We start from the raw sequence: 23263 nt of genomic DNA on the forward strand, positions 1-23263 counted from the left end.
CAAGCCTCGACAGCATGACGCGCCGACCAGACTTCCCGGCTCACCTGAGACGACCCTATCCACAAATTCGCCGAGCTGTACCCCTGGACATAACGGATCGACGGGCGGACGACTTCGTTCACGAGCACGTCCCGTGAACGAAGGGAGGTTCCGGCGCGCCCAGCAGGACGGCGTGGTGGCCGCCGACGCCGACCTGGACGTGCTGATCGACCTGATGGCCGGCGCGGTGACGTACCGCGACCCGCAGCCGGACCCGCCGGACGCCGCCGAGATGCTGCGCTACCTCACCGCCAGGCCGGCCTGACCGGCGCCCGCGGGTCGGCGGCGGAAGCACGAGCCGAAGCCGCCCGGGTTCACCGGGTGAGTGGCTGGAAACCCCAGTCGTAGATCGATCGGGCGCCGTCGTCGTGCACGATCGCCACGTCCTCCAGCCAGTACCGTTCGCGTACGGAGCCGCCGTAGTAGAGGTGGGTGGAGATGACCATCCCCTCGGTCACCGACCAGTCGGCGAGCCTCTGGTTCTCCCCCTCGGCCGGCAGCTCGATCTCGCCGTGCTCCAGGCCGACGCCGTGGAAGAAGAACAGTGCCCGCTCGGGGTCGGCGAGACCGTGGCGCCGCAGCACGGCGCGTGCGGTCCCCTGCAGCTCGCTGATCTTGGTGCCGGGGACCATGCGGGCCTCCATCTCCTGCAGGGCCTCGGAGAACGCGTTCGCGGTCCGTACGGAAGCCGGATCGTCGCCGCCGTCCACGATCCAGGTCTTCCCGCCGTCCCAGCCGTACTCCTTGAAGGTGCCGTGGCAGTCGAACATGATCCGCATGCCGGGTTCGATCGCGTAGTCGGGGTCGAGGCCCGCGTGGACCAGGAAGGCCGGGTCACCGTGCGGCGGGTTCGACACGACGAAGGGGTAGGGGTCACGGCACAGTCCGCTGCGTGCGGTTACGTTGCGCGCGTACTCCCTGGCGAGGTCGCGCCAGGTCATGCCCCGGGTCCAGCTGTCCACGGTGGCCTGCAGCGCGCGCTGGTTGATGTCGGCCGCGGTCTTGAGGATCTCCAGCTCCTGCGGGGTCTTCACCAGCCGCACGTGCTTCATCAGACCGTACCCGTCTACTTCCTCGACGTCGTCGAGACGCAGTTGCCGGGCCAGTCTCGGGTTGTCGAAGGCGACGCGGGCGTGGGACAGGCCGAGGTCGCCGACGGCCTTGCGGACGCCGAGCACGAGGCTGGGGGTGAGGTTCTCCCGCATCCTGCGCGCCCAGTCGGTGTTCAGCGCGTCCCGCGGGAGGAAGTTGTCGATGAAGTCGGGGTCGTCCGGCAGGTCGAGCTGGCGGACCAGGCTGCTGAACGGCCGGATGTCGGACACCCAGCTCGGCTGGTGGCGGAAGAACGCCAGCTCGGTGTCCTGGACGACCAGGATGGGGTGGTCGGGGTGGTGCCGGGAGAAGACGAAGGCGGCCAGGCCGTTGGCCTCCAGGTGGGCGTGGCCTCCGGCGGCGTAGAAGCTGCTCAGGTAGAGGACGTTGGGCACGTAATAGGAGACGAGGCCGTCGATGTCGCGGGCCTCCATGGTCGCCAGCAGCCGTTCGAGGTTGCACAGCCGTTCGGGGAGCAGGGACTCCCGTTCGGTGCGCGCGTGGTCCAGTCGGATGGCCGGGATCGCATCGGTCATGGTCAGCCTCCGGGTGTGGGTTGGAGGACGAGGTCAGAGGATCTCGTCGAGGCTCGTGATGTCGGTGCGGTCGTCGATGGTGTGGCTGAGCCCACCTCGTCGGACGACCTTGGTCTCGGTGGCGAGGGCTCGCACGGCTGTCAGGCTCGACTCGGTGATGACGAGGGCGACGCCGGTCTCCTCCTGGATCCGCCGGACGACTTCGACCATGGATTCGGCGGTGGCCGGGGCGAGGCCCAGGGTCGGCTCGTCCAGCAGCATGACGGCGGGTTTCCGGATGAGCCCGAGGGAGATCGCGAGCATCCGGTTCTCGCCGCCCGACAGGGCGCGTGCCGGGCTGTCGCGGCGCTCGTGGATGCGCGGGAACCAGTCGTAGACGCGGGTGAACGCCTCGGACCGCTGTGCCCTGCTCAGTTTTCCGGACAGGCCTATGATCACTTCCAGGTTCTCCTGGACGGTCATGCCGCGGAAGGTGCCGTGCTCCTGCATGACATAGGACAGACCGTCACGCGCGCGCTCGGCAGGAGAACGCCGGTCCAGCGAGGCGCCGGTGACTTCCACGCTGCCGGCGCTGACCGCGCAGAGCCCCATGATCGCCCTGAATATCGTGGTCTTGCCCGCGCCGTTGTGGCCGACGAGCAGCAGGCTGCCGCCCCTGGGCACGGCGAAGGTGATGTCCTTGACGACGTCGCCGCGCCCGTATCCGGCGGCCAGACCCGTCACGCGCAGAGCCGTCGCCGTGCCGCTCACGCCCGCCACCCCTTCCCGAAGTACATGTCGATCAGTTCGTCCCTGCGGAACAGGTTCTCGGGGGTGCCCCGGGCGACGACCTCTCCGTTGCTCATGAAGACGCAGGAGTCGGCGAGGGAGCGCACCACGGACAGGCTGTGCTCGACGAGGACCACCGGGAGGCCCCCGGCGGCGATGTCGCGGACGATCCCCACGACGCGGTCGATGCTCTCGCCGTCCAGCCCCGCCGCGGGCTCGTCGAGGAGGAGGAGCCTCGGCCGCCGGATCAGCAGCCGGCCGATGCCGACCAGGCGCTGCTCCGCGTAGCCGATGTCGCCCGCTCTGTGGTCCCGGAACGCCGACAGGCCGAGCGTCTCGAGAACCTCGTCGGCCTGCCGTACGAGGCCGGCCTCCAAGCGGGCCGCCCGGCGCGGGCGGGCGAGCCGCCAGAACGGGCTCTCCGCGCGTGGGCACCGCACCGCCACGACGAGGTTCTCCAGGACCGTCATGTCCAGGAAGGCACGGCCGTCCTGCCAGGAGCGGGCCAGACCCCGGCCGGCCAGTCCCGCGGGGCCGAGAGCCGAGGCGGCGGTCCCGAACACCTCGACGGTGCCCGACCTCGGCCGTATGTGACCCGAGAGCACGTTGAACGCCGTGGTCTTGCCGGCGCCGTTCGGGCCGATGAGCGCCATGATCCCGGTCGACGGGACGTCGAACGAGACGTCGTTCATGGCCACGATGCCGCCGAAGGCGACCGTCACTCCGGACAGGCTGGCAATGGTCGCCATCAGGACCTCCCTTCGGCCGCCGCCACGCGGTCACGGTCGACGCCGGGGCCGGGGGGCGGTGACGGGGGCGGGCGGCTCGTGCGCGCCGCCCGCAGGGCCGGCGCGGGAGGCGCGACGATGCCCTCGGGCCGGAACAGGAGAAAGAGCAGAAGAAGCAGCCCGAACAGGATCTGCAGCAGATCCGCGGCCTCGGCGGCCTGGATCTCCAGATACTGCAGGAGCTGCGGGATGAGCTGGTAGAACAGCGCGCCGACCGCGGGCCCGAGCACCGCCCGCGATCCCCCGACGATGAGCATGGACAACAGGGTGATCGACACGTGGATGCTGAAGGCGTTCGCGTCGATGTACGACAGGTACTGTGCGTACAGAACGCCCCCCAGGGCGGCCGTGCCCCCGCTCAGGCAGATGATTTTGATCTTGAGTACGGCGGGCCGCACCCCCAGTCCTTCCAGGACCTGCGGGTCCTCCCCCAGCGCCCGCACGGTGAGGCCGAAGGCGCTGCCGTGCAGCACCCGGTAGGCCAGCACGACGACCGCGCAGGCGGCGACGGCGACGAGCAGCGCCGACTCGGTCTCGGTCAGCGGCCCGATGGAGGACATCCCGCGGATGCCGGCGAGCCCGCTCTGCCCTCCCGTGATCTCCAGGTTCTGCAGCACCGTGACGAACACGATCTGGAAGGCGAACGAGACGATCGCCAGGTAGATGCCGCTGACCCGCAGTGCCGTCAGCGCGATGACCGCGCTCGCGACGACGCCTCCCGCCACGCCGAGCAGGGCGCAGACCGCGGTGGGCCAGTCCGTCTCGAGCGAGAGGATGCCGTAGACGTACGCGCCGACACCCCACATGGCCGCCTGTGAGATGAGGAACTGTTTGCCGAGACCGGCGCTGAGGCCGTACCCGGTGACCACGATGATGTAGACGGCGGCGAACATCGCCAGGCTGATGACGTATTCCATAGCCGGTTTCCCTTCCTCTCCGTGAACCCGGGGTCAGGTCTCCATCGCCGTGCGCGCGTTGCCGAACAGTCCGTGCGGGCGCAGAAGCAGGACGAGGAAGAGGATGCCGAACAGGATGGCCGTCTCCCAGATCGACTCCACGCGCCAGAGCGCGACGCTCTGGACGATGCCGAGGAAGATGCCGACCAGGAAGTTGGGTACGGGCCGCCCGGTGCCGCCGAAGATGACGGCGACCGCGCCCACCAGGGTGGGCTGGAGGCCCAGGAACGGGGTGATCGTCCGTCCCGACGAGAACAGGATCGCCGCGACCGCGGCGACGAGTGATCCGATGGCGAACGCCCACAGGTAGGAGCGCTGGACGGAGATGCCCGCCGCGCCCGCGAGCACGGGGTTGTCGGAGACCGCCCGCATCTTGCGTCCTTCGGCGGTGCCGTTCATGAAGGCCGCGACGCCGACGGTGGCCAGCACGCCGCAGGCGACGATGATGATCTGCCGCAGGGTGATGTTCACACCGCCGAACGTGTACGACGTTCCGTCGCCGAACCCCGGCACGGGCAGCGGCGTGTGTCCCCAGACCAGGGCGATGGTGGAGGAGACGATGGCCATCACGGCCAGTGATCCGACGAGGAGCATCATCTCGTCGCCGCCCCGGCGGCGCAGCGTACGGTAGACCACGCCTTCGCAGAACAGCCCGGTCACCAGGGCCGCCGCCGCCGCCGCGGCGAAGACCGCCGCGGCGGCTGGAAGTCCTGCTGCCAGCGCGGTCTGGTAGGCGAACGCCGCTGTGGCGAACACCGCGGCCAGCGCGACGTGGAAGACCTTGGCCACCAGGTAGGTCGTCCCGAAGGCCACGGCGAACAGGCCGTACACCGCTCCGACGGCGATGCCGTTGACCAGCAGTTGCAGGAGGAGTTCCACTTTCCCTCACCTGGCTCAGGAAACGGGTTCGAGCGTCTCGACACGGACGAACGCTCCGTCGCGGGCCTCGAAGAGCGCGAAGGGCTTCTTCACCGTGCCCCGCTCGGGTCCGCTGTTCAGGAACCGGGTGGTGCCCGTGTAGGGAGCCTCGAACGCCTGGGAGTCGAACAGCTTCTTGACGTCCTCGCCGGTGGGCGCCGCCTTCGTCTCCCCCGCGATGGCGTCGATGGCGCTCAGCGCGACCCAGGTCGCGTCGTACATCGAGGTGAAGAAGGCGCCCGGGTCCTTGCCCGCGTGCTTCTCGCGGTATTTCCGCGTGGCCGCGGCCGCTTCCGGGGTGCCGTCGAGTGAGTAGCTCGGGTCGGAGTACTTGGTGCCCTCGACGGCCTCCTTGGCTATCGTGAAGATCGTCGGCTCGCCGAACCCGCGGTAGCTCCACAGGGGTACGTCGACTCCGGCCTCCCTGATCTGCTTGGCGACCTGGGCGAAGACGCTGTAGGCGGCGAAACCGAAGATCGCGTCGGGATCGGCGTCCTTCAGCTTGGCCACCTGGGAGGAGAAGTCCACCGCGTCGGCGGCGACGCTCTGGCGTTCCGCCACCGTGCCGCCGAGGCGGGTGAACGTCTCGGCCAGCACGTCGGTGGCCGATCCGCCGTCGATGTCGGGGGCGAAGACGACCCCGATCTTCCGGTGCCCGGCGTCCCACATCGCCTTGGCGACGGTGCGCATCTCCTCCGAGGTCATCGGCAGGGTGTTGAAGAGGTACTCGTGGCCGGCCAGCTTGTCGGTCGGGGCGAGCGGGTTGATGTAGACGGTCCTGGTGCGGTCGGCCACGGGGGCCACCGCGATGGACGGCCCGGCGAAGCCGCCGAGCACCACCGGCACCTTCGCCTGGGAGGCGAACTTCGTGAAGACCTGGACGGCCGCGCCGTTGTCGAGCCGGTTGTCCTCGTAGGTCATCTCGGGTTTGAAGTTCTTGTACGGATAGGCGTCGACGGCGTGCTCGATGGCCTCGCGGAACGACTGTCCGACGGAGGCGTACTGGCCGCTGAGCGCCAGCGACACGCCGATGGGGACGGTGATCTTGCCGTCCGCGTCCTGCGTGCCGCCGGACGTGCCGCCGGACCCGCAGGCGGCCGTCAGGGCGAGCATGGCGGCGACCGCGCCGGCACGCCTCGTGATGGTTCTCACGGCGTGGCTCCCTTCTCGGTGGGGGGTGGTCGGCCGGTTACCCGAACATCGACAGGAGGGACTGTCCGCCCAGCACGGCGAACAGCAGGATCGCGCCGCCGAGCACGAGGTTCGACACGGACAGCGGGCGGTTGCGGTACACGGCGTCGATCCGGCGGGAGTTGAGCAGCCACAGGAGGGTCGCGCACAGGAACGGCGCGAAGACCGCGGCGAGGACCCCGGTGAGGATGACCAGGAACACCGGCTGCCCGACCGCGGCGAGGATCATCGGCGGGAACGTGATGAGGACCAGGAAGACGCGGAAGGCGGGGCTGCGGGTCGAGGTGTGCTGTTCGGACTCTTCCTCCGGCACTCCACGGAAGGCCCGCACGGCGTCGGCGAAGAGGTAGCCGAATCCGTTCCAGACGCCCAGGACCGAGCTCGCGACCACCGCCCAGAAGCCGAGGAGGAACAGCCACTCGACCGGGGCGCCGTAGCTCTGCCCGAGCAGGTTCGCCACGCCCACCAGGTCGGCGTTGCCCTCGATGCCGAACTTGGCGATCGTCAGGAACTCCGCGCCCACGATGAGCATCGCGACCGCGAAGATGCCGGCGAGGACGTAGCTGATGATCACGTCCACGCGCATCACCCGCACCCACGGCGGCGAGCGCCAGCCCTTCTCCCGTGCCCAGTAGCCGTAGGCGATGATCGAGAGGGTGCCGCCGAACCCGCCGATGATGGAGACGACGTAGAGCAGCGAGCCGTCGGGCAGCGACGGGATCGATCCCGACAGCAGGTTGCCCACGTTGGGCCGGATCGCGACGGCGACCGCGACCGCGCAGACGAACATCATGCCGACGAGGATCTTCATCACCAGCTCGAAAAGCCGGTAGCGGCCGACGAGCACGACGATGAACGCCACGACGGCGTGCACGATGGCCCAGGCGGTCGGCGACAGCCCGGGGACCATGGCGTTGGCCGCCAGCCCGGCCGCGCTCGGACCGGCCGCGCCGAACACCATCGCCAGCACCAGGACATAGGCGGCGAACGGCACCAGCACCCAGCGGGACAGCGACTGCCACGCGGTGATGAGGGTGGTGCCCGAGCTCAGCGTCCACCGCGCGATGCCCTCGGTCATGAAGAACTTGAGCACGACGGCGAGCAGGATGGCCCACAGCAGGCCCATGCCGTACTGTCCGCCCGCCACCAGCGCCGTGATCATGTCACCGGATCCGACCGCCGCGGCGGCCAGCACCAGGCCGGGGCCGATCGTCCGCAACCAGGCCCCGGTCGAAGCGGGGATCCGCGGTTCCTCGGCGGCGCGCACTTCCCTGGACGTGTCCATGTCTACACCTCGATCTCGTCGACGTGGTCGCTCATGGCCACGTAGTAGGGGTGGCGGCGGGTGAGCAGCCGGATGCCGTTCCGGACCACGAGGAAGGTGAGTTCGTGCTGGTAGCCGCCCTCACCGAGGATGCCGAAAGGCACCTCCACGTTGAGGACCATGTCCTCGCGCAGCGTGAGGTCCCGTTCCCCGGGCCGGAACCGGGGCATCCAGGGCTGGGCCGGGGCGAGCAGCGGCGCGTCCCGGGCCTCGACGCCGATCCCGTGCCCCACGTGCGAGTGCCGGAAGCGGGTGATTCCGGCGGCGTACATCGTGTCCCGCGCGAGCGTGTAGAGAGCGGACGCCGTCACGCCGGGCCGCGCGGCCGCCAGCACGGCGTCGACGGCGGCGGTGACGGCCCGGTAGTGGTCCAGCTCGGACGGCGACGGCTCGGCGAGGACCTGCACGACGCCGCCCGTGTCGGCGCAGTAGCCGTCGACGACGAGGCCGCAGTCCCAGCGGAACCGTTCGCCTGGGCTCGCCCGCCGGCGGCCGGGGCGGCGGAAGACCGCGCTGCGGTCGCCGCTTCCGGCCATGAAGAACGTCGGCAGGGCTCGTCGCCTGGAGATCGCCTGCCGCCAGGCGAGTTCCACGTCCACGTCGGTGCCGCCCGTCCCGAGCACGGCGAACGCCTCGGTCAGCGCCTGCTGGCTGATCTCGCCGGCCTTGCGCAACGCCTCGACCTCGGCCGGCGTCTTGATGATCCGCGTCCACTGCAGGATGTCCGCGCCGCCGTCGCTCCAGCGTGCGGCGACGTCCTCCTCCCGGAGGCGGCGCCATGCCACTCCGCCGTCGTCGGTGTCGACCCAGATCGCGGCCCGCTCCAGGCCGAGCTCGGTCAGCAGCGCGCGCAACGCGGAGACCGGGTCGGCGTGCAGCCGCCCCTCGACCTCCAGGATGCCGGCGTCGGGGCCGGGACCGGAATCGGCCACTGCGAGGATCGGACGCCCGTAGACGTGCATCCGGTCGGTGCCGATGCCGGCGTCGACCATGTCGGCGATCTCGGCGGAGGGCATCACGAAGTGCGGGCGCTCGGGGTCGTCGGCGGTGACGAGACCCCAGTAGGAGTTCTGCGGGTACAGCCTCCCCGTCGCGGACGCGAAGCCCCCGGCGTATCGGACGTTCGGATAGCTGGTGGCGAGGACGGCGTCCGCGCCGACCTCCTTCATGGTCGCGAGTAGGCGGTCGATGTTCAACGCGCGCTCCTTGGTGGTGTCTCCCGTGGCTACGGCTGATTGCTTCGAGCCCGCGGGCCCGGCACGGCCGCGGCGGGACCTCGGTGGGGGGTGGGCGGGGAACGGTGTCAGGGCTGTGCGCTGGACACCGGATGGAGATGCGCTCGGGGTCGAGGACATCTCATCGACACATAATTTTTACTGGTACCTAACATTGGGCGGCTGGGCCATGAGTGTCAATAGCTGTCGCGTATTGACATATCGGCATCGGAGAGGGTCTACTGCCTGGCAAATTCCGGGGAATCAGGCACGACGAAGCACACCGCCGGCACTGTTCGCGGCGCGCCCATCCCTCCGCGCTTTCATCTGACAGATGAATTTCCTGGGAACGGGTGACTCTATAGTCGTTTACGGCCTCGCCCGGGAAGCGCTCAGCGGGAGCGACGGCCGAAGGAACGGATCGCGGCCCGGACGGCGTCATGACCGGGGCCGGTGGGGAAGCCGAGGCGGATGACGACCTCGGCCGCGTCGAGCCGTGCCGCGGCCGCGCACGCCTCCTTTACGAGCTGTTCCGGAGGGCCGCAGAGGAGCCTGTCGCGGAAGTCGGACCAGCCGATCCGCACGCCCGGCTCCTCTCTCAGCCGGCCGGCGCCCACGCTGAACTCCACCAAGGAGCGCTCGACATGCGGCCACCAGATCCGCTCGGACTCGTGGTCGGCGGCCGGCCAGGCGTTGCGCATGAGGATCACCTCGCCCTCCGATCCGGCGGCGGACCAGTAGATCTCGGCGAGACGCTCCAGGGTCGTCAGCGAATGGCTGGGGTCGGTGATCCAGGGCAGGCCGAGCAGGCCGGCGCGGCGCACGCTCGGCTCGGCCATCGCGCCCACGGCGAGAGGGAGCGGCCGGGACGGCCGCGGGTACAGCCGCGCCTCGGTCAGGCGCAGCGAACCCACGTCGGCGGTGACGGTCTCACCTGCCCACAGCCGCCGGATCACCGCGAGGGAGTCGGCGAACCTGCGTCTCATCTCCGCGCGGGGCACGCCCATGGCGGCGTAGTCGCCGTCCAGTCCTCCCATCCCGACGCCGACCCGGTGCAGGCGGTCACCCACGAGCGCGCCTAGAGTGCTCATCTGTTCGGCGAAGGCCAGCGGGTTGTGCAGCGGCAGCAGGGCGACACCGGTGCCGATCCCGATGCGCGGCGTCCGGCCGGCCACATAGGCGGCCAGCGTGAGCGGCGCAGACGGGTAGTCGTCGTCCCTGCCGTGGTGTTCAGGGAAATAGCAGGCGTCGAAGCCCGCCTGGCCGGCCGCCTCCGCCAGTTCGACGGCGCGCGCCAGGCTGTCGCGATGCTCGTCCTGCTCACGGAGCATCTGGGGGACGACGAGCAGGCTCAGTCGTGTCATGGGGTCCCACCTCCTGGGGGGATGGACGGTGGGACGCCGCTAGATGAAGTCGGTGCCCCAGGTGAAGAAGGTCTCGCCTCCGTGGTCGGTGACCAGGGTGATGTCCTCCAGCCAGTGACGGGTGCGGATGTCCCCGGGGTAGAAGATGTGCGTCGCGACGACCATCCCCTTCTCCATCCGCCAGTCGAGGGCGCCGCCGGTGGTGTAGCCGCCCCCTCGCGGAGCCTCCAGCTCGCCGTGTTCCAGACCCATCCCGTGGAAGTAGATGAACGCGGCCTCGGGACGCGGCAGCCCGTGCCGCCGCAGCACGTCACGGCCCAGGGCCTGCAGACCGCTCACCGTGCTTCCCGGCACCAGCGCCGCGTTGATCTCCTCCAGGGCCGCGCCGCAGGCGTCCGCCACCCGTTGTCCCTCTCGGGTCGGTTCGTTGCCGGCGATCCAGGTCTTGCCACCGTCCCAGCAGTACTCCAGCCACTCGCCGTGACCGTCGATGACGATGTGCGCCCCCTCGGGGATCACGTAGTCCATCTCACGCAGGCTCTGCATCAGCAGCGCGTCGGGCTCTCCCGGCAGGGGGTTGGCGACGGCCAGCGGGGAGGGACCGCGGACGAATCCGCCCAGCTCGACCGCATGGCGGAAGTAGGAGTGGTTGATCTCCTGCCAGGTCTGGCCCTGCTCCCAGCCGGCCGCCGTCCGCTCGATGGCGAGCTGGTTGATCCGGGTGGCCTGGCGGAGCATGGTGAGCTCCTCGGCGGTCTTCACCGACCGTACGAACTTCATCATCCCGTAGCCGTCGACGATCTCGGCGTCGGGCAGGTCGAGCGAGCCGGCGAAGGACAGGTTGTCCGTGGCGACCCGGCCCCGCCCCAGCCCGAGGTCGGTGATCGCCGACATCACGGCGGCCTTGAGCCCGATGTAGTAGTTCGCGGCGGCGTGCTTGCCGGCCTCGGTCTCCGCCCAGGCCTTCGGGAGGAACCGGTGCAGCCCGTTGTGCTCGTCCGGCAGGTCGAGCTGGCGGATGCCGCCCGCGTACGCACGGATGTCGGTGATCCAGGTGGGCTGGTTCAGGAAGAAGGGGAACTGCTGGTCACCGACCAGCATGATCGGGTGGTCGGGGGCGTGCCGCGACAGCACGATCGCGGCCAGGCCGTTGGCCTCCTGGAGCGCGTGCCTCGCGGACGGGGTGAAGCCGGAGAAGTAGTAGACGTTGGTGTCGTAGTAGCTGACGAATCCGTCGATCCCCCGCTGTTCCATGACCTCGAACATGCGGTCGGTGTTGCAGAACTTCGCCGGCCGGACGGGGTGCCCGAACTCCGGCAGGTTCCGCCGCTTGACCTGGGCAGGTTCCATGCTGTTCTCCTCGGCTGATCTCCTGGGGGTCACGCCTGACCGGCGACCACGTCGACGGTGGCGGCGCCGGATTCGTAAAGGAAGACGGGGTTGAGCTCCACGAAGCCCAGCCGGCCGGCGGCCACCGCGTCGAGCGCCGTGGCGACGACGTCGAGCAACGCGTCGACGTCCAGGACGGGCCGGCCCCGGTATCCGTCGCACAGCCGCCCCACCGGTGAGTCGAGCAGCCGGCGCCGGCGGGTGGGAGCGTTCCATCGGTGCGAGATGATCGCTTGGCCGGGGATCAGCTCGGTGAGCAGACCTCCCGGTCGTACGAGCGCGAACGGCCCGACTTCGGGGTGTTCCATCGCCGAGACGAAGAACTCCGTCCCGCCCGGCGGCGCCATGCGCTGCACCAGCACGTCGTCGTCGTGCTCCCGGCAGGCGGCGGCGACTCTCGCGAACGCCTCCCGCAGCTCGTCCTCGCCCGTCACGACGGCGACCGCGCCCAGCTCGGACCGGTGGACGATGCCGCGGCCGGCGGCCTTGACGACGGCCGGGAAGCCGAACCGGCGGGCGGCCTCCGCCGTCGGCGCGGGCGCCCAGTCCACCCAGGGCAGGCCCGGCAGGACGGCACGCGCCTCGTCCAGTCCGAGACCTCCGCCGCGGCTCGGGACATGTGCGCCCGAGCCGCCGTCCGGCGCTCGCGTGCGGGGGGCGGAGGTGAGGGCGAGTGCGGCGACGGCCCGCTCGACCGTGGGGACCACCGCGACTCCCGCGGCCGCGAGCCTGGCCGTCTCCTCCTCCCCGAGCCGGTCGTCCTCGGACAGGTGGCACAGGACGAGCGGCGCCACGGGCGCGGACGGCCCGCGATCCTGGGCCACCAGATCGGAGACGAGCGTCGCGGGATCGTGAGCCAGACCGGAGGTCACCGCCACGGTGACGTCGAAGATCCCGGAGGCGCGGTAGGCGCCAATGGCGGAGGTGAACACGCCGGTCTCGTTCAGGAAGGGGATGTCGAGCGGGTTGGCGGACTCCAGCCGCGGGTCGAGCCGTACGGCCTGCTGGTCTCGGCCGGGTTCGGCGAGCCTCAGGCCGGGCGCCTCGTGGACCCGGTCGGCGCCGATCACGCCGCTCGCGCCCGAGACGGTGACGATGCCCACGGCCGCGTCGCGGTGCCCGGTCCCGCACGCCGCGGAGACGACCAGGCAGTCGGCGAGGGTCGCGAGGTCGTCCACCTCGGTGAATCCCGCCTCCGCCAGGACGGCCGCGGTGGCGTCGTTGGGGCCGACGAGCCGCCCGGTGTGTCCGCCCGCCGCCGCGCGACCGGCCGCCGTACGCGCGGCCTTGTAGACGAACAGCCGCTTGCCGCAGGCGCGGGCCGCTGCTGACACGCGGTCGAACCAGTCGATGTCGGTCAGGCCCTCCAGGAAAATCCCGACGACGTCGACGTCGTCGCGGGCCAGCAGGCCGGCGGTCAGCTCCATGGCGCCGGTGTCCATCTCGTTGCCGGTGCTGAACCAGTGGGCGATCCCGGCCCCGCGCCGGAGCAGGCCCATCAGCAGGCCGTTGCCCAGCGCGCCGCTCTGGGTCACCAGGCCGATCCGGCCCAGGCGGGGGGCTCGCCGCGTCAGCACGGTCGAGAAGTTGAGATGCGCCCCCGAGCCGACCGACATGGTGCCCACGCAGTTCGGGCCGATGACCCGCATCCGGAAGCCGGGCCGCCGGATCACCTCCTCCAGTTCCCGCCGTGGCCGGCTGGACGGCGATTCGAAGCCGCTGCCGATCACGACCGCGGCGCCCGCGCCGGCCTCGTCGAGGTCCGATACGGCCGCGGGGACCAGGTGCGCGGGGAGGTTGACGATCGCGACGGCGCGTTCGAGCCGGGGCAGCGCCTTGGTCCTGGGCACGCACGGCACCCCCAGGATCGACTCGTGCCGCGGGTGCACGACGTGCAGTCCGCCGCGGTAGCCGTACCGCAGCAGGAAGGCCAGCGCGCGGCTGGAGAGCTTCGACTCGTCGGCGGAGGCGCCCACCACGACCACCTCGGAGGGCGCGCACATCAGGTCCACCAGCCCGGCGCCGTCGAGACGCGAGCTCCCGGCGGTTTCGCGGGCGTCGGTCACGCTCATTCGTCACCCCCGAAGGAGACGGTTCCGGTCCCGTAGTGCAGGCGGCGGTACTGGACGCTCACGGCGCGATGGTCGATGGGGACGTCGACGAGGGTGGGCGCCGGCTCGGCGACGAAGGCGGCGACGGCCGCGCGGAGTTCCTCGTCGGAGTCGCAACGCTCGGCCCGCAGTCCGAAGGACCGCGCGGTGCGGGCCAGGTCGGTCCGGCCGGACACCGCCTGCTCGCCGCTGATACCGCGGGCGGCGAGCTTGTGGTACTCCGCGCCGTACGCGCCGTCGTTCATGACGATGACCAGCAGCGGGATGTCGTGCCTTGCGATGGTTTCCAGTTCCTGCACGTTCATCAGCAGGCTGCCGTCGCCCTCGATCACCGCGCAGGGAGTGTCGATCCCGGCGGATCTCCGGGCGACGGCCACGCCGATGGCCGTGGGCACCGCCTGCCCGATCGCGCCGAAGTCGTAGGTGAAGTGGTAGCTCGCCGGGCCCCGGCCGGTCATCCCGGGCACCACGTAGTTCCAGAAGTGGCCCACCCCGACGGTGATCGACGCGTCCTTCGGCAGGGCCCGGTCGATCGTCGCGACTGCGGCTTCGGGACGGTGCGTGCCGGGCGCCGGGCCGTCCGGCTGATCGTCCGCCCGGTCGGGCCGGGGCCGCCCGGAGGGGGCGTCACGGGCCGCGCCGCGTGGTGGCATCAGTTTGAGTATCTCGGCGACGGCTTCGGCCGCGTCGGCCCGCGTGTAGGAGTCCGCGACCCGCTGACCGTCGAGGTAGCCGGCCGGATCGGTGTCGATCTGGACGACGCGGGCGGCGGGGAAGAGGTATCCGCCCTCGGTGGTGTAGTAGCCCATGCGGGCCCCCACGCCGAGCACGAGATCCGCTCCAGCGAAGATCTCCCTGGCCGCCTCGGACGCGAAGGCGCCCGCGAGTCCCACGTCACGCGGCTCCCCTTCGAACCAGTCCTTGGCCGGCAGGGTCGTGGCGACGCGCGCGCCCGCCCGTTCGGCGAGTTCGAGGATGTCGGCCCGGCAACCGGCCCGGACCGCTCCGGCGCCCGCCACGATGACGGGAGAGGTCGCGGCGCCGAGCAGGTGGGCGATCTCGGCCGCGGACTCGGGTGACGGCCGGAGCGGCGCCTGCTCAGGCACCAGCGCGGCGGAGGTGGTGATGACCTCGGTCCAGGGCTGGTCGGTCTCCTGGAGGTCGTACGGCACGCTGAGCACGACCGGCGCCCGGTGCATGCGGGCGGTGAAGAAGGCCCGCGCGACCGCGTCGAGGGCCTGGTTGACGGTGGAGACCCTGATGAACTCCGCGCCCGCGGCGCGCACCAGGGGTTCCTGTTCGAGTTCCTGCAAGTGGAAGGCGGCCTCGACCGGTGTCTGCCCGGTCAGGATCACCATCGGGGTGCGGTGCCGTACCGACGCCGTGAGCGAGGTGAGAACCTGCGTGAGGCCGGGGCCGCAGGTCACCGTGGCGACGCCCACGCGTCCGGTGGCTCTGGCGTAACCGTCCGCCATGGCGACCGCCGCGTTCTCGTGACGGGCGTGGATGACGGTGACGCCGGGCCGCTCGGCCATGGCGGTCATCCAGAACATGTTGCCGTCGCCCATGAGCCCGAAGAGTGTGTCGACGCCCTCGGCTTCGAAGGCGGATGCCAGGTAGTCGTACAGGAGCACGAGTCCTCCCGGTGCCCGTCGAGGTGCGGGCCTCGACGTGTTTGCTAGCAGCAAATATTGAGTCAGAGGAAACACCGCGTCAAGAGGCAGTGGAGATCTCCTGCCGATCACGCCTCGTAGAACAGGGAAAACGTGGCGAGCCGACGAAAGTTCTAGCTTGACTCTTCGCTCAGAGAAAATATGTTGCTATACAAGACTCCGTCGAGGACCCCTCGACCCGTGCCGGCGGAGACCGGCCGGTCTCCGCCCCAGGAGGTAGCAGGCGATGGCATCCAGACTCGGACTCGCGCCCCAGATCGATCCAGAGCAGTTCGCCCACATCGAAAGCCTGGTCGGCACACCGATCCGCATCGAGCCCTTCAACCACGAGGCGACCCGGGACACCATCCGCCACTACGCGCTGGGCATCGGGGACGACAATCCCCTGTGGTGCGACCCCGCCTACGCAGCCGCCGGGCCGCACGGCGACCTGCTCGCCCCGCCGACGTTCCTCTATTCGGCCTTCGACGGCGCGATCGGCGCAGGCCTGCCCGGCGTGCAGCCGGTGTACGCGGGAACCGAGTGGGTGTTCCATCGGCGCGTACGCCGCGGTGACGAGGTCGATCCGAGTGCCGTCTTCAGCGGTGTCCGCCGGCTGAGCGGCTCCACGAGCAGCGACATGGTCCTGCAGAGCTGCGACATCGGGTACCGCGTAGCCGGTTCGCCCGTCGCGACCGCCCGCGCCCACACCTTCCGCCTGCCGCGCCGGGACGCCTCCGGAGGAGGGCTGGCCTACGAGCCCCGCGAGGAGTACGTCTACTCCGACGCGGAGCTCGACCGGATCCGCGAGCACGCGCTGTCGGAGTACCGGCGGGGCTCCGCGCCCCTGGTCTTCGGCGAGCTCGCGCCCGGCACACCGATCCCGTCCGTGGTCAAGGGGCCGATCGACCGCATCACGATGACCTCGTACTACGCCGGATGCATCGGATCGCCCGGCTACAAGGCGTGCGAGGTCGCCTGGAAGTACCGCGACTGGGCGCTCAACGACCCCTCCCGGCTGCCGTCCAACTACGACCCGAGCTACTTCGCCGAGACCGTGCTGCCCAGCCTCGGTCACCAGGACGCCGACGTCGCGCGCGAGATCGGCATGCCCAACGCCTACGACAACGGCCCTCAGCGGTGCGGGTGGTTCTCCCACGCCGTCACCAACTGGATGGGAGACACCGCCTTCCTGCGGACGCTGTCGATCCGGCTCCGGCGGCCCGACATCCTGGGGGACACCGTCTGGATCGGCGGGGAGGTCGAGACGCTCACCGAGCAGGACGGCCTGGGAGTGATCGGCATCCGGCTGGAAGCCGTCAACCAGCTCCGGCAGGTCGTCGCCACCGGCGCCGCCGAGGTGCTCTGCTCCCTGACGCCGTCGGATGTGCCCGTCGAGCCGGCGGACGAGACGCGGTGAAGCTGGAGCAGTCCGTCGTCATCGACGCCGACGCGGCCCGCGTCTGGGCCCTGCTGTGCGAACCCGAGTCGGCCGCCGGCTGCGTGCCGGGAGTCCGGCTCGACGGGCGCGACGACGACGGACACCACCGGGGCGAGCTCACCGTGAGCTTCGGGCCGACGCGGGTGGCGTTCTCCGGCGTGGCGGAGATCGTCATGGCTCCGGAGGACATGAGCGGGACCATCGTCGCGCGGGGCGCCGACCGGCAGGGCCGCAGCAGGGCGTCGGGCACGCTGCGGTTCCGCCTCGTCCCCGGCGACGGTTCGGTACGGCTCGTCTCCTCGGCGGACGTCGCCATCAGCGGGCCGCTGGCCGGTTTCGCGGAAAGCGGCGGGCGGCACGTGGTCGAGCAGCTGCTCGCGGGGATGGCGGCCAACGTCTCCGCCCGGCTGCGGGACGAGCGTCCGGCTCCCGGCACCGTGCGGCTGTCGCTGCGCGAGGTCCTGGCCGCCTGGCTCGCCCGCTTCTCGCGGTGGCCGTGGCGGCGCGGCGGCGGAGACTCCCCGACCCCCGAGGGGCGATGAATGGCCGGATACACCTTCACTCCCCTGACGCCGACCGCGTTCCTGGAGCGCTCGGCCGTGGTCCACGCCCACAGGACGGCGATCGTCGACGCGACCGCCGTTTCACCTACCGAGAGTTTTGCTGGAGAGCCATCCCGCGGTGCTGGAGTGCGCGGTCGTGGGCCGCCCGGACAGCACGTGGGGCGAGGTGCCCGTCGCCTATGTGACGATCCGGCCCGGACAGGCGGCGACGGAGGCTGAACTGGTGCGGTACGTCCGAGCGAGAACGGCACATTTAAAGGCCCCGAAGACCGTACTCTTCGGGCAGTTGCCGAAGACCTCCACCGGTAAGATCCAAAAAGGACTGCTCCGTGAGAACCTCCGCCGGTCGGCGTCCGCCGGCCTCGCGACATCCGATGGCCCGCCGGGTGATTGAACCTCCGGTTGTCCGGGCGCCGAACGCAATACGACCATGACATGCTCGGGGGCAAGGCGATGAAGGAAGAGCCGGGAAGTCTGGAGTCCATCCAGATCGGGTCCAGGCTGCGCAGCTGGCGGCTGGCCTCGGGCCTTTCTCTGCACAAGGTGGCTGACACGTCGGGCCTCTCCCCCGGCTACATCAGCCAGGTCGAGCGGGGCCTGGCCAACCCGTCCCTCGAGTCGCTCAAGAGGCTGGCCGACGCCGTGGGCATGCGGATCGGCGACCTGTTCGTCGATGAGGGCGACGGGTCCCCGGAGAGCTCCCGCTTCTTCGTGACCAAGCGGGGCATGCGCAAGCAGATCCGCTATCCGGGGTCCGGCATCCTCAACGAACTGCTCACGCCGGACCTGCAACGCCAGTTCGAAGCGATCTGGGTGGAGGCGCAGCCGGGGGCCACCAGCGGCGGCCATCCCCACTCGCACGCGGGAGAGGAGTGCGGTGTCGTCATCTTCGGTTCGATGCGCTTCTGGGTGGGCAACGCCGATCTGGAACTCGCCGCCGGAGACTCCATCTATCTCGACTCCACCGTGCCCCACCGCTGGGTCGCCACCGGCACCGAGCCCCTGGTCGCCGTCTGGATGATCACACCGCCGACCTTCTAGAGGAGCCTTCACCGGCTCGGAGTGTCAAGATAGCCCACGTCTGATCCGGGACATCAGCTCGTACCAGAACCGTACTATACGGTATGGTACGGTGCAGGTATCCATCGACCGAGGGACAGACGTGTCAGCATTGCCCGATCCGGTCTGGCCGGTCGTCGTCCTGGCGATCATCCAGGCCGGGGACGCCGTCATGTGCGTCAAGCCCGTTCCGTTCATCGCCCGGTGCTTCGAGGACGTGAACTGGCCGCGGCGCTACTGGTGGATCATGCCGCCGCTGAAGTTCGCCGCCGCGGCGGGACTGATCCTGGGCATCTGGCTGCCTTACCTCGCCGCCGTGACCTGTGCCGCGCTCGTCCTCTACTTCTTGGTCGCCATCGCGATGCACATCGCGGCCCGGGACTTCGGCCGCAACCTCTTCCTCAACGCCACCGGGATGCTGCTGATCTGCGTCGCCGTGGGCGTCTACAGCTTCATGACGTGACTCTCCGCGAGCGCGGAGCGTTCCATACCAGATGGTACGTTGATCCGATGAGCACGGCACGAGACCGGTGGCTGGACGAAGGCCTGAAGATCCTCGCAGAAGAAGGTGCGGCGGGGATTCGCATCGACCGGATCGCCGCTCGGCTCAACCTGTCGAAAGGGTCGTTCCACCATCACTTCGATGGCGCCGAGGGATACAAGAAGGCGCTTCTCGCCCATTTCGAGCGCCTGTCGGTCGAAGCGCTCAACAGCGCGATTTCCGAGATCGGGGAATCGGCCGGTGCCCGGGCGATCCTCACCCGGCTGACGGAGCTCGTCCGCCCCGGGGACACCGGGCTCTACCGGCCGGAGATCGACACCGCCCTGCGGGCGTGGGCGACGTGGGACGCGGATGTGCGGGTCGTGCAGACCCGCCTGGACGAGGCCAGACTGTCCGCGCTCCAGCGGGTGTGGCGATCAGCCGTCGCCGGCGACGAGGAGGCCCGGACCGCGGCCCTGTTGCCCTACCTGCTCGCGGTCGGAGCGAGCGTCGTCTACCCTCCTGTCGACGCCGACCGGCTTCGCGAGCTCTACGAGATCCTCCTGCCCCTCGTACCGGACGGCACGACGCCGCTGCCGTGACCCGCATCGGTCAGGAACAGAAGTCCGTGATGGTGTCGGTGAGAATGCGGGTGAGACGGTCCAGCGAGGCCAGGTCCGCCCACTCGCGGGCCGCGTGCGCGCCCTCGCCGTCGGCGCCGAACAGCAGACAGGGGATGCCGGCGCGGTCCAGCAGGGCCGCGTCCGTCCAGAAGGGCTCCCCGCGCACCACCGGCGGACGCCCGAGGACCGCCTCCGCATGGCGGGTCAGCGTGCGGACGATCCGCGCCTCCGGGTCGGCCTGGAACGGTTCGCGGTGCAGTCCTCGCGTGAGGCGGTAGCGGAAGCCGGGCACGGCGGCGGCCAGGCTATCCAGCACGGCCGTCAGCTCCGCCTCCACCGTGTCGGCGTTCTCGCCCGGTACGGTGCGCCGCTCCAGGGTGATGCGGCAGCGCGCCGGGTAGGTGGAGGGCTCCTGGCCGCCGGCGATGACCGAGGCGTGCACGGTACCGGTGCCGAGCAGGGGGTGCGCCGGGCCCTGAGCTAGACGCGTGCCCAGCTCCTCCAGCGCGACCAGGAAGTGCCCGGCCTTGGCGATGGCGTCCACGCCCAGGTCGGGCCTCGAACCATGGGCCGCACGACCCTCGATCACCACGTCGAACCAGGCGAAGCCCTTGTGCGCCAGGGTGACTTCGAGATGACTCGGCTCGGTGACGATCGCCGCGTCCGCGGTGAAGGACTCCAGCACCTCCTCCGTACCGGTGCTGCCGTGCTCCTCGTCCGCGACGCACGCGAGGAGCACATCGCCGCGCAGCGGACCGCCGGCCATGGCCCGGACGGCGGCGATCATCATCGCCGCGAGCCCGCCCTTCATGTCGAAGGACCCGCGGCCGTACATCCGCCCGTCACGGATCTCCGGATCGAACGGGTCACCGTCGTAGCCGGCCACACCCACCGTGTCCAGATGACCGTTGAGCATCAGCGACCGGCCGCCACCGGCCCCGCGAGCGATCGCGACCACCGACGGCCGGCCGCCGCGCTTGTCCAGACGGTGCACCTCGAAACCGCGCGCGGCCAGCCACTCGCCGCAGAAACCGGCGATGGCGCTCTCGCCCGCGCCGTCGGCCGTGAGGTCCGGGTTGACGGAGTCGATGGCGATCAGGCTGGCCAGCAGGTCGTGGGGGTCCAGGGGGTCAGGGGCGGAGGGAGGGGCAGGGGGCATGCGGACCTTCCGAAGGGCGGTGCGGTGGATCGACTGTTCGATTATCGGCGTCTCCGGCATCTCGGGGATCTTCGTGGGAGGCGTCAGGCGGGCTCCGGCGATCACACGGACGCTCAGGCCGCCTGGAAGGAGCGCCGCGACAGGCCGACGCCGTAGCCGTCGAGTGTGGTCACCACCGGGGCGGTGGGGTCGGTGGCCGCGCCGAGGGCGACGAACAGCGGGGTGAAGTGCTCGACGGTCGGGTGCGCGTACGGCATGCCGGGGGCGGCGGTGCGGAAGCGGGCGAGCTCGGCGACGTCACCGCGGGCCAGCGCGTCGGCGGCCCAGGCGTCGAAGTCGGCCGACCAGCCGGGCACCTTGTTCTCCAGGAACATCTCCCTGGTCAGGAACGGCAGGCCGTGCGTCATGTGCCCCGAGCCGATCACCAGCACGCCCTGCTCGCGCAGCGGCCGCAGCCGCTCGCCGATGGACAGCAGCCGATCGGGGTCCTCGGTGGGCAGGCTCAGCTGCAGCACCGGGATGTCGGCGGCCGGGTACATGATCTTCAACGGGACCCAGGCGCCGTGGTCCAGCCCGCGGCTGGTGTGCCGGTGCACCTGCCCGGTGTCCGGCATGACCCCCACGACCTGCCGCGCCAGCTCACCGGCGTCGGGCGTGTCGTAGCGGAAGGTGTAGTACAACGCGTCGAAGCCGCCGAAGTCGTACACCAGCTCGCTGGGTCGTTCGGCGCTCACCGACAGCGGCGCTGACTCCCAGTGCGCGGAGACGACCAGGATCGCCTTCGGCTTGGGCAGGGCCCTGGCCCAGCCGTGCAGCGGAGTGAGCCAATCGGGGCTCTCGAAGGGCATGGGTCCGCCGCCGTGGGACAGGTAGAGGCTGGGCAGCGGCCCGTCCTGGGCCGTCCACGGCCGGTGCGGTTCGGCGGCCTCGAGGGCGGCGGCGCGCTTCAGGTGCGTGGCGAACGGGTGCGCGGCGGGTATGCGGGCGTCGGCGGCGGTCGTGGTGGTGGTCATCGGGGCTCCTCGTCGGGGAGATCATGGGTGTCTCATCGGGCCGAGGGCCGCCGGGGGCGCGGCCGTCGGTCATCCCGCGCGGGGGCGCGGGGCGGCTGTCAGGCGACGACGGCGAACCCGCCGGTCCAGGCGATCTTCTCGCCGGCCGCGAGGCCGATCTGCAGGAAGCCGAGGGCCTCCAGCTCGCGGGCCCGGCTCAGCGGGCCGGTGTCGACGGCGCGCAGGCCCGCGTCGGTGACGATCTGGGCGAGCGCGGCCTTGGCGCCCGCGTCGTCGCCGGCGATCAGCACGGTCGTGGGCTGCTCGCCGACGCTGCCCTGGGACAGGGTGGCGGCGAAGTTGGTGTTGAACGCCTTGACCACCTGGGAGCGGGGCAGCGCCTCGGCGATCTCGGCGGTGGCCGAGCCGTCGGCCGCGACCGTCAGGGAGTCCATCGTGGAGAAGTCCACCGGGTTGGTGATGTCGACGACGACCTTGCCGTCGAACTGTCCTTCGCGCTGGGCGATGACTCCGGCCACCCCTCCGTACGGGACGGCGAGGACGACGATGTCACCGGTGACGGGCTTGCCCGTGTCGTCCCGGCCGAGGAGTTCGACGGTGTTGCCGCTTCTGCGGACCAGGTCGGCGATGGCCGAACCCATGGCGCCGGGGCCGATGATGCTCACCTGTGTCATGTCGGTGCTCCTTGTGGTGGTCGTTGCACGACTGGTACCCATGAGAGCAAACTTGTCGCTACAACTATTCCTGGACGAGGGACCTGACCGTGGACACTCCGTGGCTCGACCGGCGGCAGCTACGCGCCTGGATCCGCCTGCGGGCGGTGCTCGAACTGCTCCCCGGGGTCCTGGACGCGCAACTCCGCCGTGACTCCGGGCTGACCGAGTTCGAGTACTACACGCTGGCGATGCTGTCCGAGGCGCCCGGCCGGACGCTGCGCATGACCGAGCTGGCCCAGCAGACCAACGCGACGCTCCCCCGGCTCTCGCACGTGGTGACCCGCCTGGAGGGCCGCGGCCTGCTGGAGCGCGTCCCCTGCCCGGAGGACCGCCGGGCGATCAACGCCCGGCTCACCGACCACGGGTGGGCCAAGGTGCGGCAGGCGGCGCCCGGGCACGTGGCCACCGTCCGGCACCACATCGTCGACGTGCTCACCGACGAGCAGCTCGCCCAGGTCACCGCCATCAGCGACGCCATCCTGGCCGAGCTGGACCCGTCGCGGGCCGTGGCCGCGCTCTACACCCGCTACGACGAGGCCTCAGACGGGGACGACGGCTCACCAGACGATGCCGAAGCGCGGCGCGGCGACGGCAGGACGGACAGCTCACAGGCGTAGGAGCCGGCCGGCCCGTCCAGCCGCCCGACATCGCGCCCCGCCGAACGGGAACGGGTCGTCGAGGGCCGGTTACCAGGGCGGACCCCCAGCGCCCTGGGGCTAAATCCGGATGAGTGTGGCGACTCAAGGCTGCTAACGTGGCCGTCATGGCACGAGGTATCTGGTCGCAGAAGATCCGCTCCGCCCGCTGACGGCGGCGCCTTCTTCCTGCTGAATCCGCGCTCGCCGTCCCGGTTCCCGCCGGGCGGC

General features: G+C 70.6%; 23 protein-coding genes. 8 read left to right on the plus strand and 15 right to left on the minus strand.

The genetic code is table 11. The annotated features are described in order from the left end of the window. Positions 1-133 precede the first annotated feature (133 nt). Positions 134-304 (plus strand): hypothetical protein, encoded by a 171-nt coding sequence (locus ACIBF7_RS14700; protein ID WP_271275112.1) that lies wholly within the window; start codon positions 134-136, stop codon positions 302-304. Positions 305-353: 49 nt separating this feature from the next. Here ACIBF7_RS14700 and ACIBF7_RS14705 read toward each other — a convergent pair whose 3' ends face one another. The 12 genes from ACIBF7_RS14705 to ACIBF7_RS14760 form a co-directional block, all read right to left on the minus strand. Beyond that, positions 354-1667: a Xaa-Pro peptidase family protein gene (locus ACIBF7_RS14705; RefSeq protein WP_271275111.1), complete on the minus strand. Its 1314-nt coding sequence runs from the start codon at positions 1665-1667 to the stop codon at positions 354-356. A gap of 33 nt (positions 1668-1700) precedes the next feature. After that, entirely contained in the window at positions 1701-2417 is a 717-nt protein-coding gene (locus ACIBF7_RS14710) for an ABC transporter ATP-binding protein (RefSeq protein WP_187281094.1), read from the minus strand. Continuing rightward, positions 2414-3184 carry an ABC transporter ATP-binding protein gene (locus ACIBF7_RS14715; protein ID WP_397197285.1) on the minus strand — a complete coding sequence of 257 codons (771 nt, stop codon included), beginning with the start codon at positions 3182-3184 and terminating at the stop codon, positions 2414-2416. The genes ACIBF7_RS14710 and ACIBF7_RS14715 overlap by 4 nt, the downstream gene beginning before the upstream one ends. Then, positions 3184-4140 carry a branched-chain amino acid ABC transporter permease gene (locus ACIBF7_RS14720; RefSeq protein ID WP_148030912.1) on the minus strand — a complete coding sequence of 319 codons (957 nt, stop codon included), beginning with the start codon at positions 4138-4140 and terminating at the stop codon, positions 3184-3186. Before ACIBF7_RS14720 ends, ACIBF7_RS14715 begins: the two co-directional genes overlap by 1 nt. 33 nt (positions 4141-4173) lie before the next feature. Further along, positions 4174-5058 carry a branched-chain amino acid ABC transporter permease gene (locus ACIBF7_RS14725; RefSeq protein ID WP_397197286.1) on the minus strand — a complete coding sequence of 295 codons (885 nt, stop codon included), beginning with the start codon at positions 5056-5058 and terminating at the stop codon, positions 4174-4176. 15 nt (positions 5059-5073) lie between these two features. Then, positions 5074-6249, minus strand: a complete 1176-nt coding sequence (locus ACIBF7_RS14730) for an ABC transporter substrate-binding protein (RefSeq protein ID WP_271275108.1) — start codon at positions 6247-6249, stop codon at positions 5074-5076. 37 nt (positions 6250-6286) lie between these two features. Continuing rightward, entirely contained in the window at positions 6287-7573 is a 1287-nt protein-coding gene (locus ACIBF7_RS14735) for an Nramp family divalent metal transporter (protein ID WP_148030909.1), read from the minus strand. A gap of 2 nt (positions 7574-7575) precedes the next feature. Next, positions 7576-8808 carry a M24 family metallopeptidase gene (locus ACIBF7_RS14740; protein WP_397197287.1) on the minus strand — a complete coding sequence of 411 codons (1233 nt, stop codon included), beginning with the start codon at positions 8806-8808 and terminating at the stop codon, positions 7576-7578. Positions 8809-9218: 410 nt separating this feature from the next. Beyond that, a complete protein-coding gene (locus ACIBF7_RS14745) occupies positions 9219-10190 on the minus strand; it encodes an LLM class flavin-dependent oxidoreductase (protein WP_397197288.1) in 972 nt (323 codons plus the stop codon). Between the two features lie 39 nt (positions 10191-10229). After that, positions 10230-11540 carry a M24 family metallopeptidase gene (locus ACIBF7_RS14750; protein ID WP_148030906.1) on the minus strand — a complete coding sequence of 437 codons (1311 nt, stop codon included), beginning with the start codon at positions 11538-11540 and terminating at the stop codon, positions 10230-10232. A gap of 29 nt (positions 11541-11569) precedes the next feature. Further along, positions 11570-13651 carry an acetate--CoA ligase family protein gene (locus ACIBF7_RS14755; protein WP_397197289.1) on the minus strand — a complete coding sequence of 694 codons (2082 nt, stop codon included), beginning with the start codon at positions 13649-13651 and terminating at the stop codon, positions 11570-11572. Continuing rightward, positions 13648-15324, minus strand: coding sequence for a thiamine pyrophosphate-binding protein (locus tag ACIBF7_RS14760; protein WP_397197290.1), 1677 nt, complete (start codon positions 15322-15324; stop codon positions 13648-13650). Before ACIBF7_RS14760 ends, ACIBF7_RS14755 begins: the two co-directional genes overlap by 4 nt. A 265-nt stretch (positions 15325-15589) precedes the next feature. Here ACIBF7_RS14760 and ACIBF7_RS14765 point away from each other — a divergent pair, with 265 nt between their 5' ends. From ACIBF7_RS14765 to ACIBF7_RS14790, 6 genes are all read left to right on the plus strand, one after another. Further along, complete coding sequence (locus ACIBF7_RS14765; protein WP_148030903.1) at positions 15590-16762, plus strand: MaoC family dehydratase N-terminal domain-containing protein; 1173 nt, start codon at positions 15590-15592, stop codon at positions 16760-16762. Beyond that, the gene (locus ACIBF7_RS14770) at positions 16759-17325 is read left to right on the plus strand and encodes an SRPBCC domain-containing protein (protein ID WP_271275100.1); all 567 of its coding nucleotides are present in this window, start codon (positions 16759-16761) and stop codon (positions 17323-17325) included. Before ACIBF7_RS14765 ends, ACIBF7_RS14770 begins: the two co-directional genes overlap by 4 nt. A 118-nt stretch (positions 17326-17443) precedes the next feature. Then, a complete protein-coding gene (locus tag ACIBF7_RS14775) occupies positions 17444-17740 on the plus strand; it encodes a hypothetical protein (RefSeq protein WP_397197291.1) in 297 nt (98 codons plus the stop codon). A 41-nt stretch (positions 17741-17781) separates the two neighbouring features. Then, positions 17782-18387 (plus strand): helix-turn-helix domain-containing protein, encoded by a 606-nt coding sequence (locus ACIBF7_RS14780; protein ID WP_271275098.1) that lies wholly within the window; start codon positions 17782-17784, stop codon positions 18385-18387. A gap of 121 nt (positions 18388-18508) precedes the next feature. After that, positions 18509-18868 carry a DoxX family protein gene (locus ACIBF7_RS14785; protein ID WP_148030899.1) on the plus strand — a complete coding sequence of 120 codons (360 nt, stop codon included), beginning with the start codon at positions 18509-18511 and terminating at the stop codon, positions 18866-18868. Between the two features lie 47 nt (positions 18869-18915). Then, positions 18916-19488, plus strand: coding sequence for a TetR/AcrR family transcriptional regulator (locus tag ACIBF7_RS14790; RefSeq protein WP_397197292.1), 573 nt, complete (start codon positions 18916-18918; stop codon positions 19486-19488). Positions 19489-19498: 10 nt separating this feature from the next. Here ACIBF7_RS14790 and ACIBF7_RS14795 read toward each other — a convergent pair whose 3' ends face one another. From ACIBF7_RS14795 to ACIBF7_RS14805, 3 genes are all read right to left on the minus strand, one after another. Next, positions 19499-20668, minus strand: coding sequence for an ArgE/DapE family deacylase (locus ACIBF7_RS14795; RefSeq protein ID WP_397197293.1), 1170 nt, complete (start codon positions 20666-20668; stop codon positions 19499-19501). 113 nt (positions 20669-20781) lie between these two features. Then, entirely contained in the window at positions 20782-21681 is a 900-nt protein-coding gene (locus ACIBF7_RS14800; protein WP_397197294.1) for a dioxygenase, read from the minus strand. Between the two features lie 98 nt (positions 21682-21779). Beyond that, positions 21780-22355: an NADPH-dependent F420 reductase gene (locus ACIBF7_RS14805; protein ID WP_219547208.1), complete on the minus strand. Its 576-nt coding sequence runs from the start codon at positions 22353-22355 to the stop codon at positions 21780-21782. Between the two features lie 89 nt (positions 22356-22444). On the opposite strand from ACIBF7_RS14805, the gene ACIBF7_RS14810 reads away from it, so the two are divergent. After that, positions 22445-23014, plus strand: coding sequence for a MarR family winged helix-turn-helix transcriptional regulator (locus ACIBF7_RS14810; RefSeq protein ID WP_397197295.1), 570 nt, complete (start codon positions 22445-22447; stop codon positions 23012-23014). The last annotated feature ends 249 nt before the right edge of the window (positions 23015-23263 follow it).

It is taken from the genome of Nonomuraea sp. NPDC050478 (assembly GCF_044458265.1).
GTDB classification, from domain to species: domain Bacteria; phylum Actinomycetota; class Actinomycetes; order Streptosporangiales; family Streptosporangiaceae; genus Nonomuraea; species Nonomuraea ferruginea.

Excerpts from the sequence above, each read along its gene's own strand:
- ACIBF7_RS14705 (WP_271275111.1), bottom strand. The coding sequence starts at position 1,667 with ATGACCGATGCGATCCCGGCCATCCGACTGGACCACGCGCGCACCGAA.
- ACIBF7_RS14715 (WP_397197285.1), bottom strand. The coding sequence starts at position 3,184 with ATGGCGACCATTGCCAGCCTGTCCGGAGTGACGGTCGCCTTCGGCGGC.
- ACIBF7_RS14720 (WP_148030912.1), bottom strand. The coding sequence starts at position 4,140 with ATGGAATACGTCATCAGCCTGGCGATGTTCGCCGCCGTCTACATCATC.
- ACIBF7_RS14735 (WP_148030909.1), bottom strand. The coding sequence starts at position 7,573 with ATGGACACGTCCAGGGAAGTGCGCGCCGCCGAGGAACCGCGGATCCCC.
- ACIBF7_RS14745 (WP_397197288.1), bottom strand. The coding sequence starts at position 10,190 with ATGACACGACTGAGCCTGCTCGTCGTCCCCCAGATGCTCCGTGAGCAG.
- ACIBF7_RS14750 (WP_148030906.1), bottom strand. The coding sequence starts at position 11,540 with ATGGAACCTGCCCAGGTCAAGCGGCGGAACCTGCCGGAGTTCGGGCAC.
- ACIBF7_RS14755 (WP_397197289.1), bottom strand. The coding sequence starts at position 13,651 with ATGAGCGTGACCGACGCCCGCGAAACCGCCGGGAGCTCGCGTCTCGAC.
- ACIBF7_RS14765 (WP_148030903.1), top strand. The coding sequence starts at position 15,590 with ATGGCATCCAGACTCGGACTCGCGCCCCAGATCGATCCAGAGCAGTTC.
- ACIBF7_RS14780 (WP_271275098.1), top strand. The coding sequence starts at position 17,782 with ATGCTCGGGGGCAAGGCGATGAAGGAAGAGCCGGGAAGTCTGGAGTCC.
- ACIBF7_RS14790 (WP_397197292.1), top strand. The coding sequence starts at position 18,916 with ATGAGCACGGCACGAGACCGGTGGCTGGACGAAGGCCTGAAGATCCTC.
- ACIBF7_RS14795 (WP_397197293.1), bottom strand. The coding sequence starts at position 20,668 with ATGCCCCCTGCCCCTCCCTCCGCCCCTGACCCCCTGGACCCCCACGAC.
- ACIBF7_RS14800 (WP_397197294.1), bottom strand. The coding sequence starts at position 21,681 with ATGACCACCACCACGACCGCCGCCGACGCCCGCATACCCGCCGCGCAC.
- ACIBF7_RS14805 (WP_219547208.1), bottom strand. The coding sequence starts at position 22,355 with ATGACACAGGTGAGCATCATCGGCCCCGGCGCCATGGGTTCGGCCATC.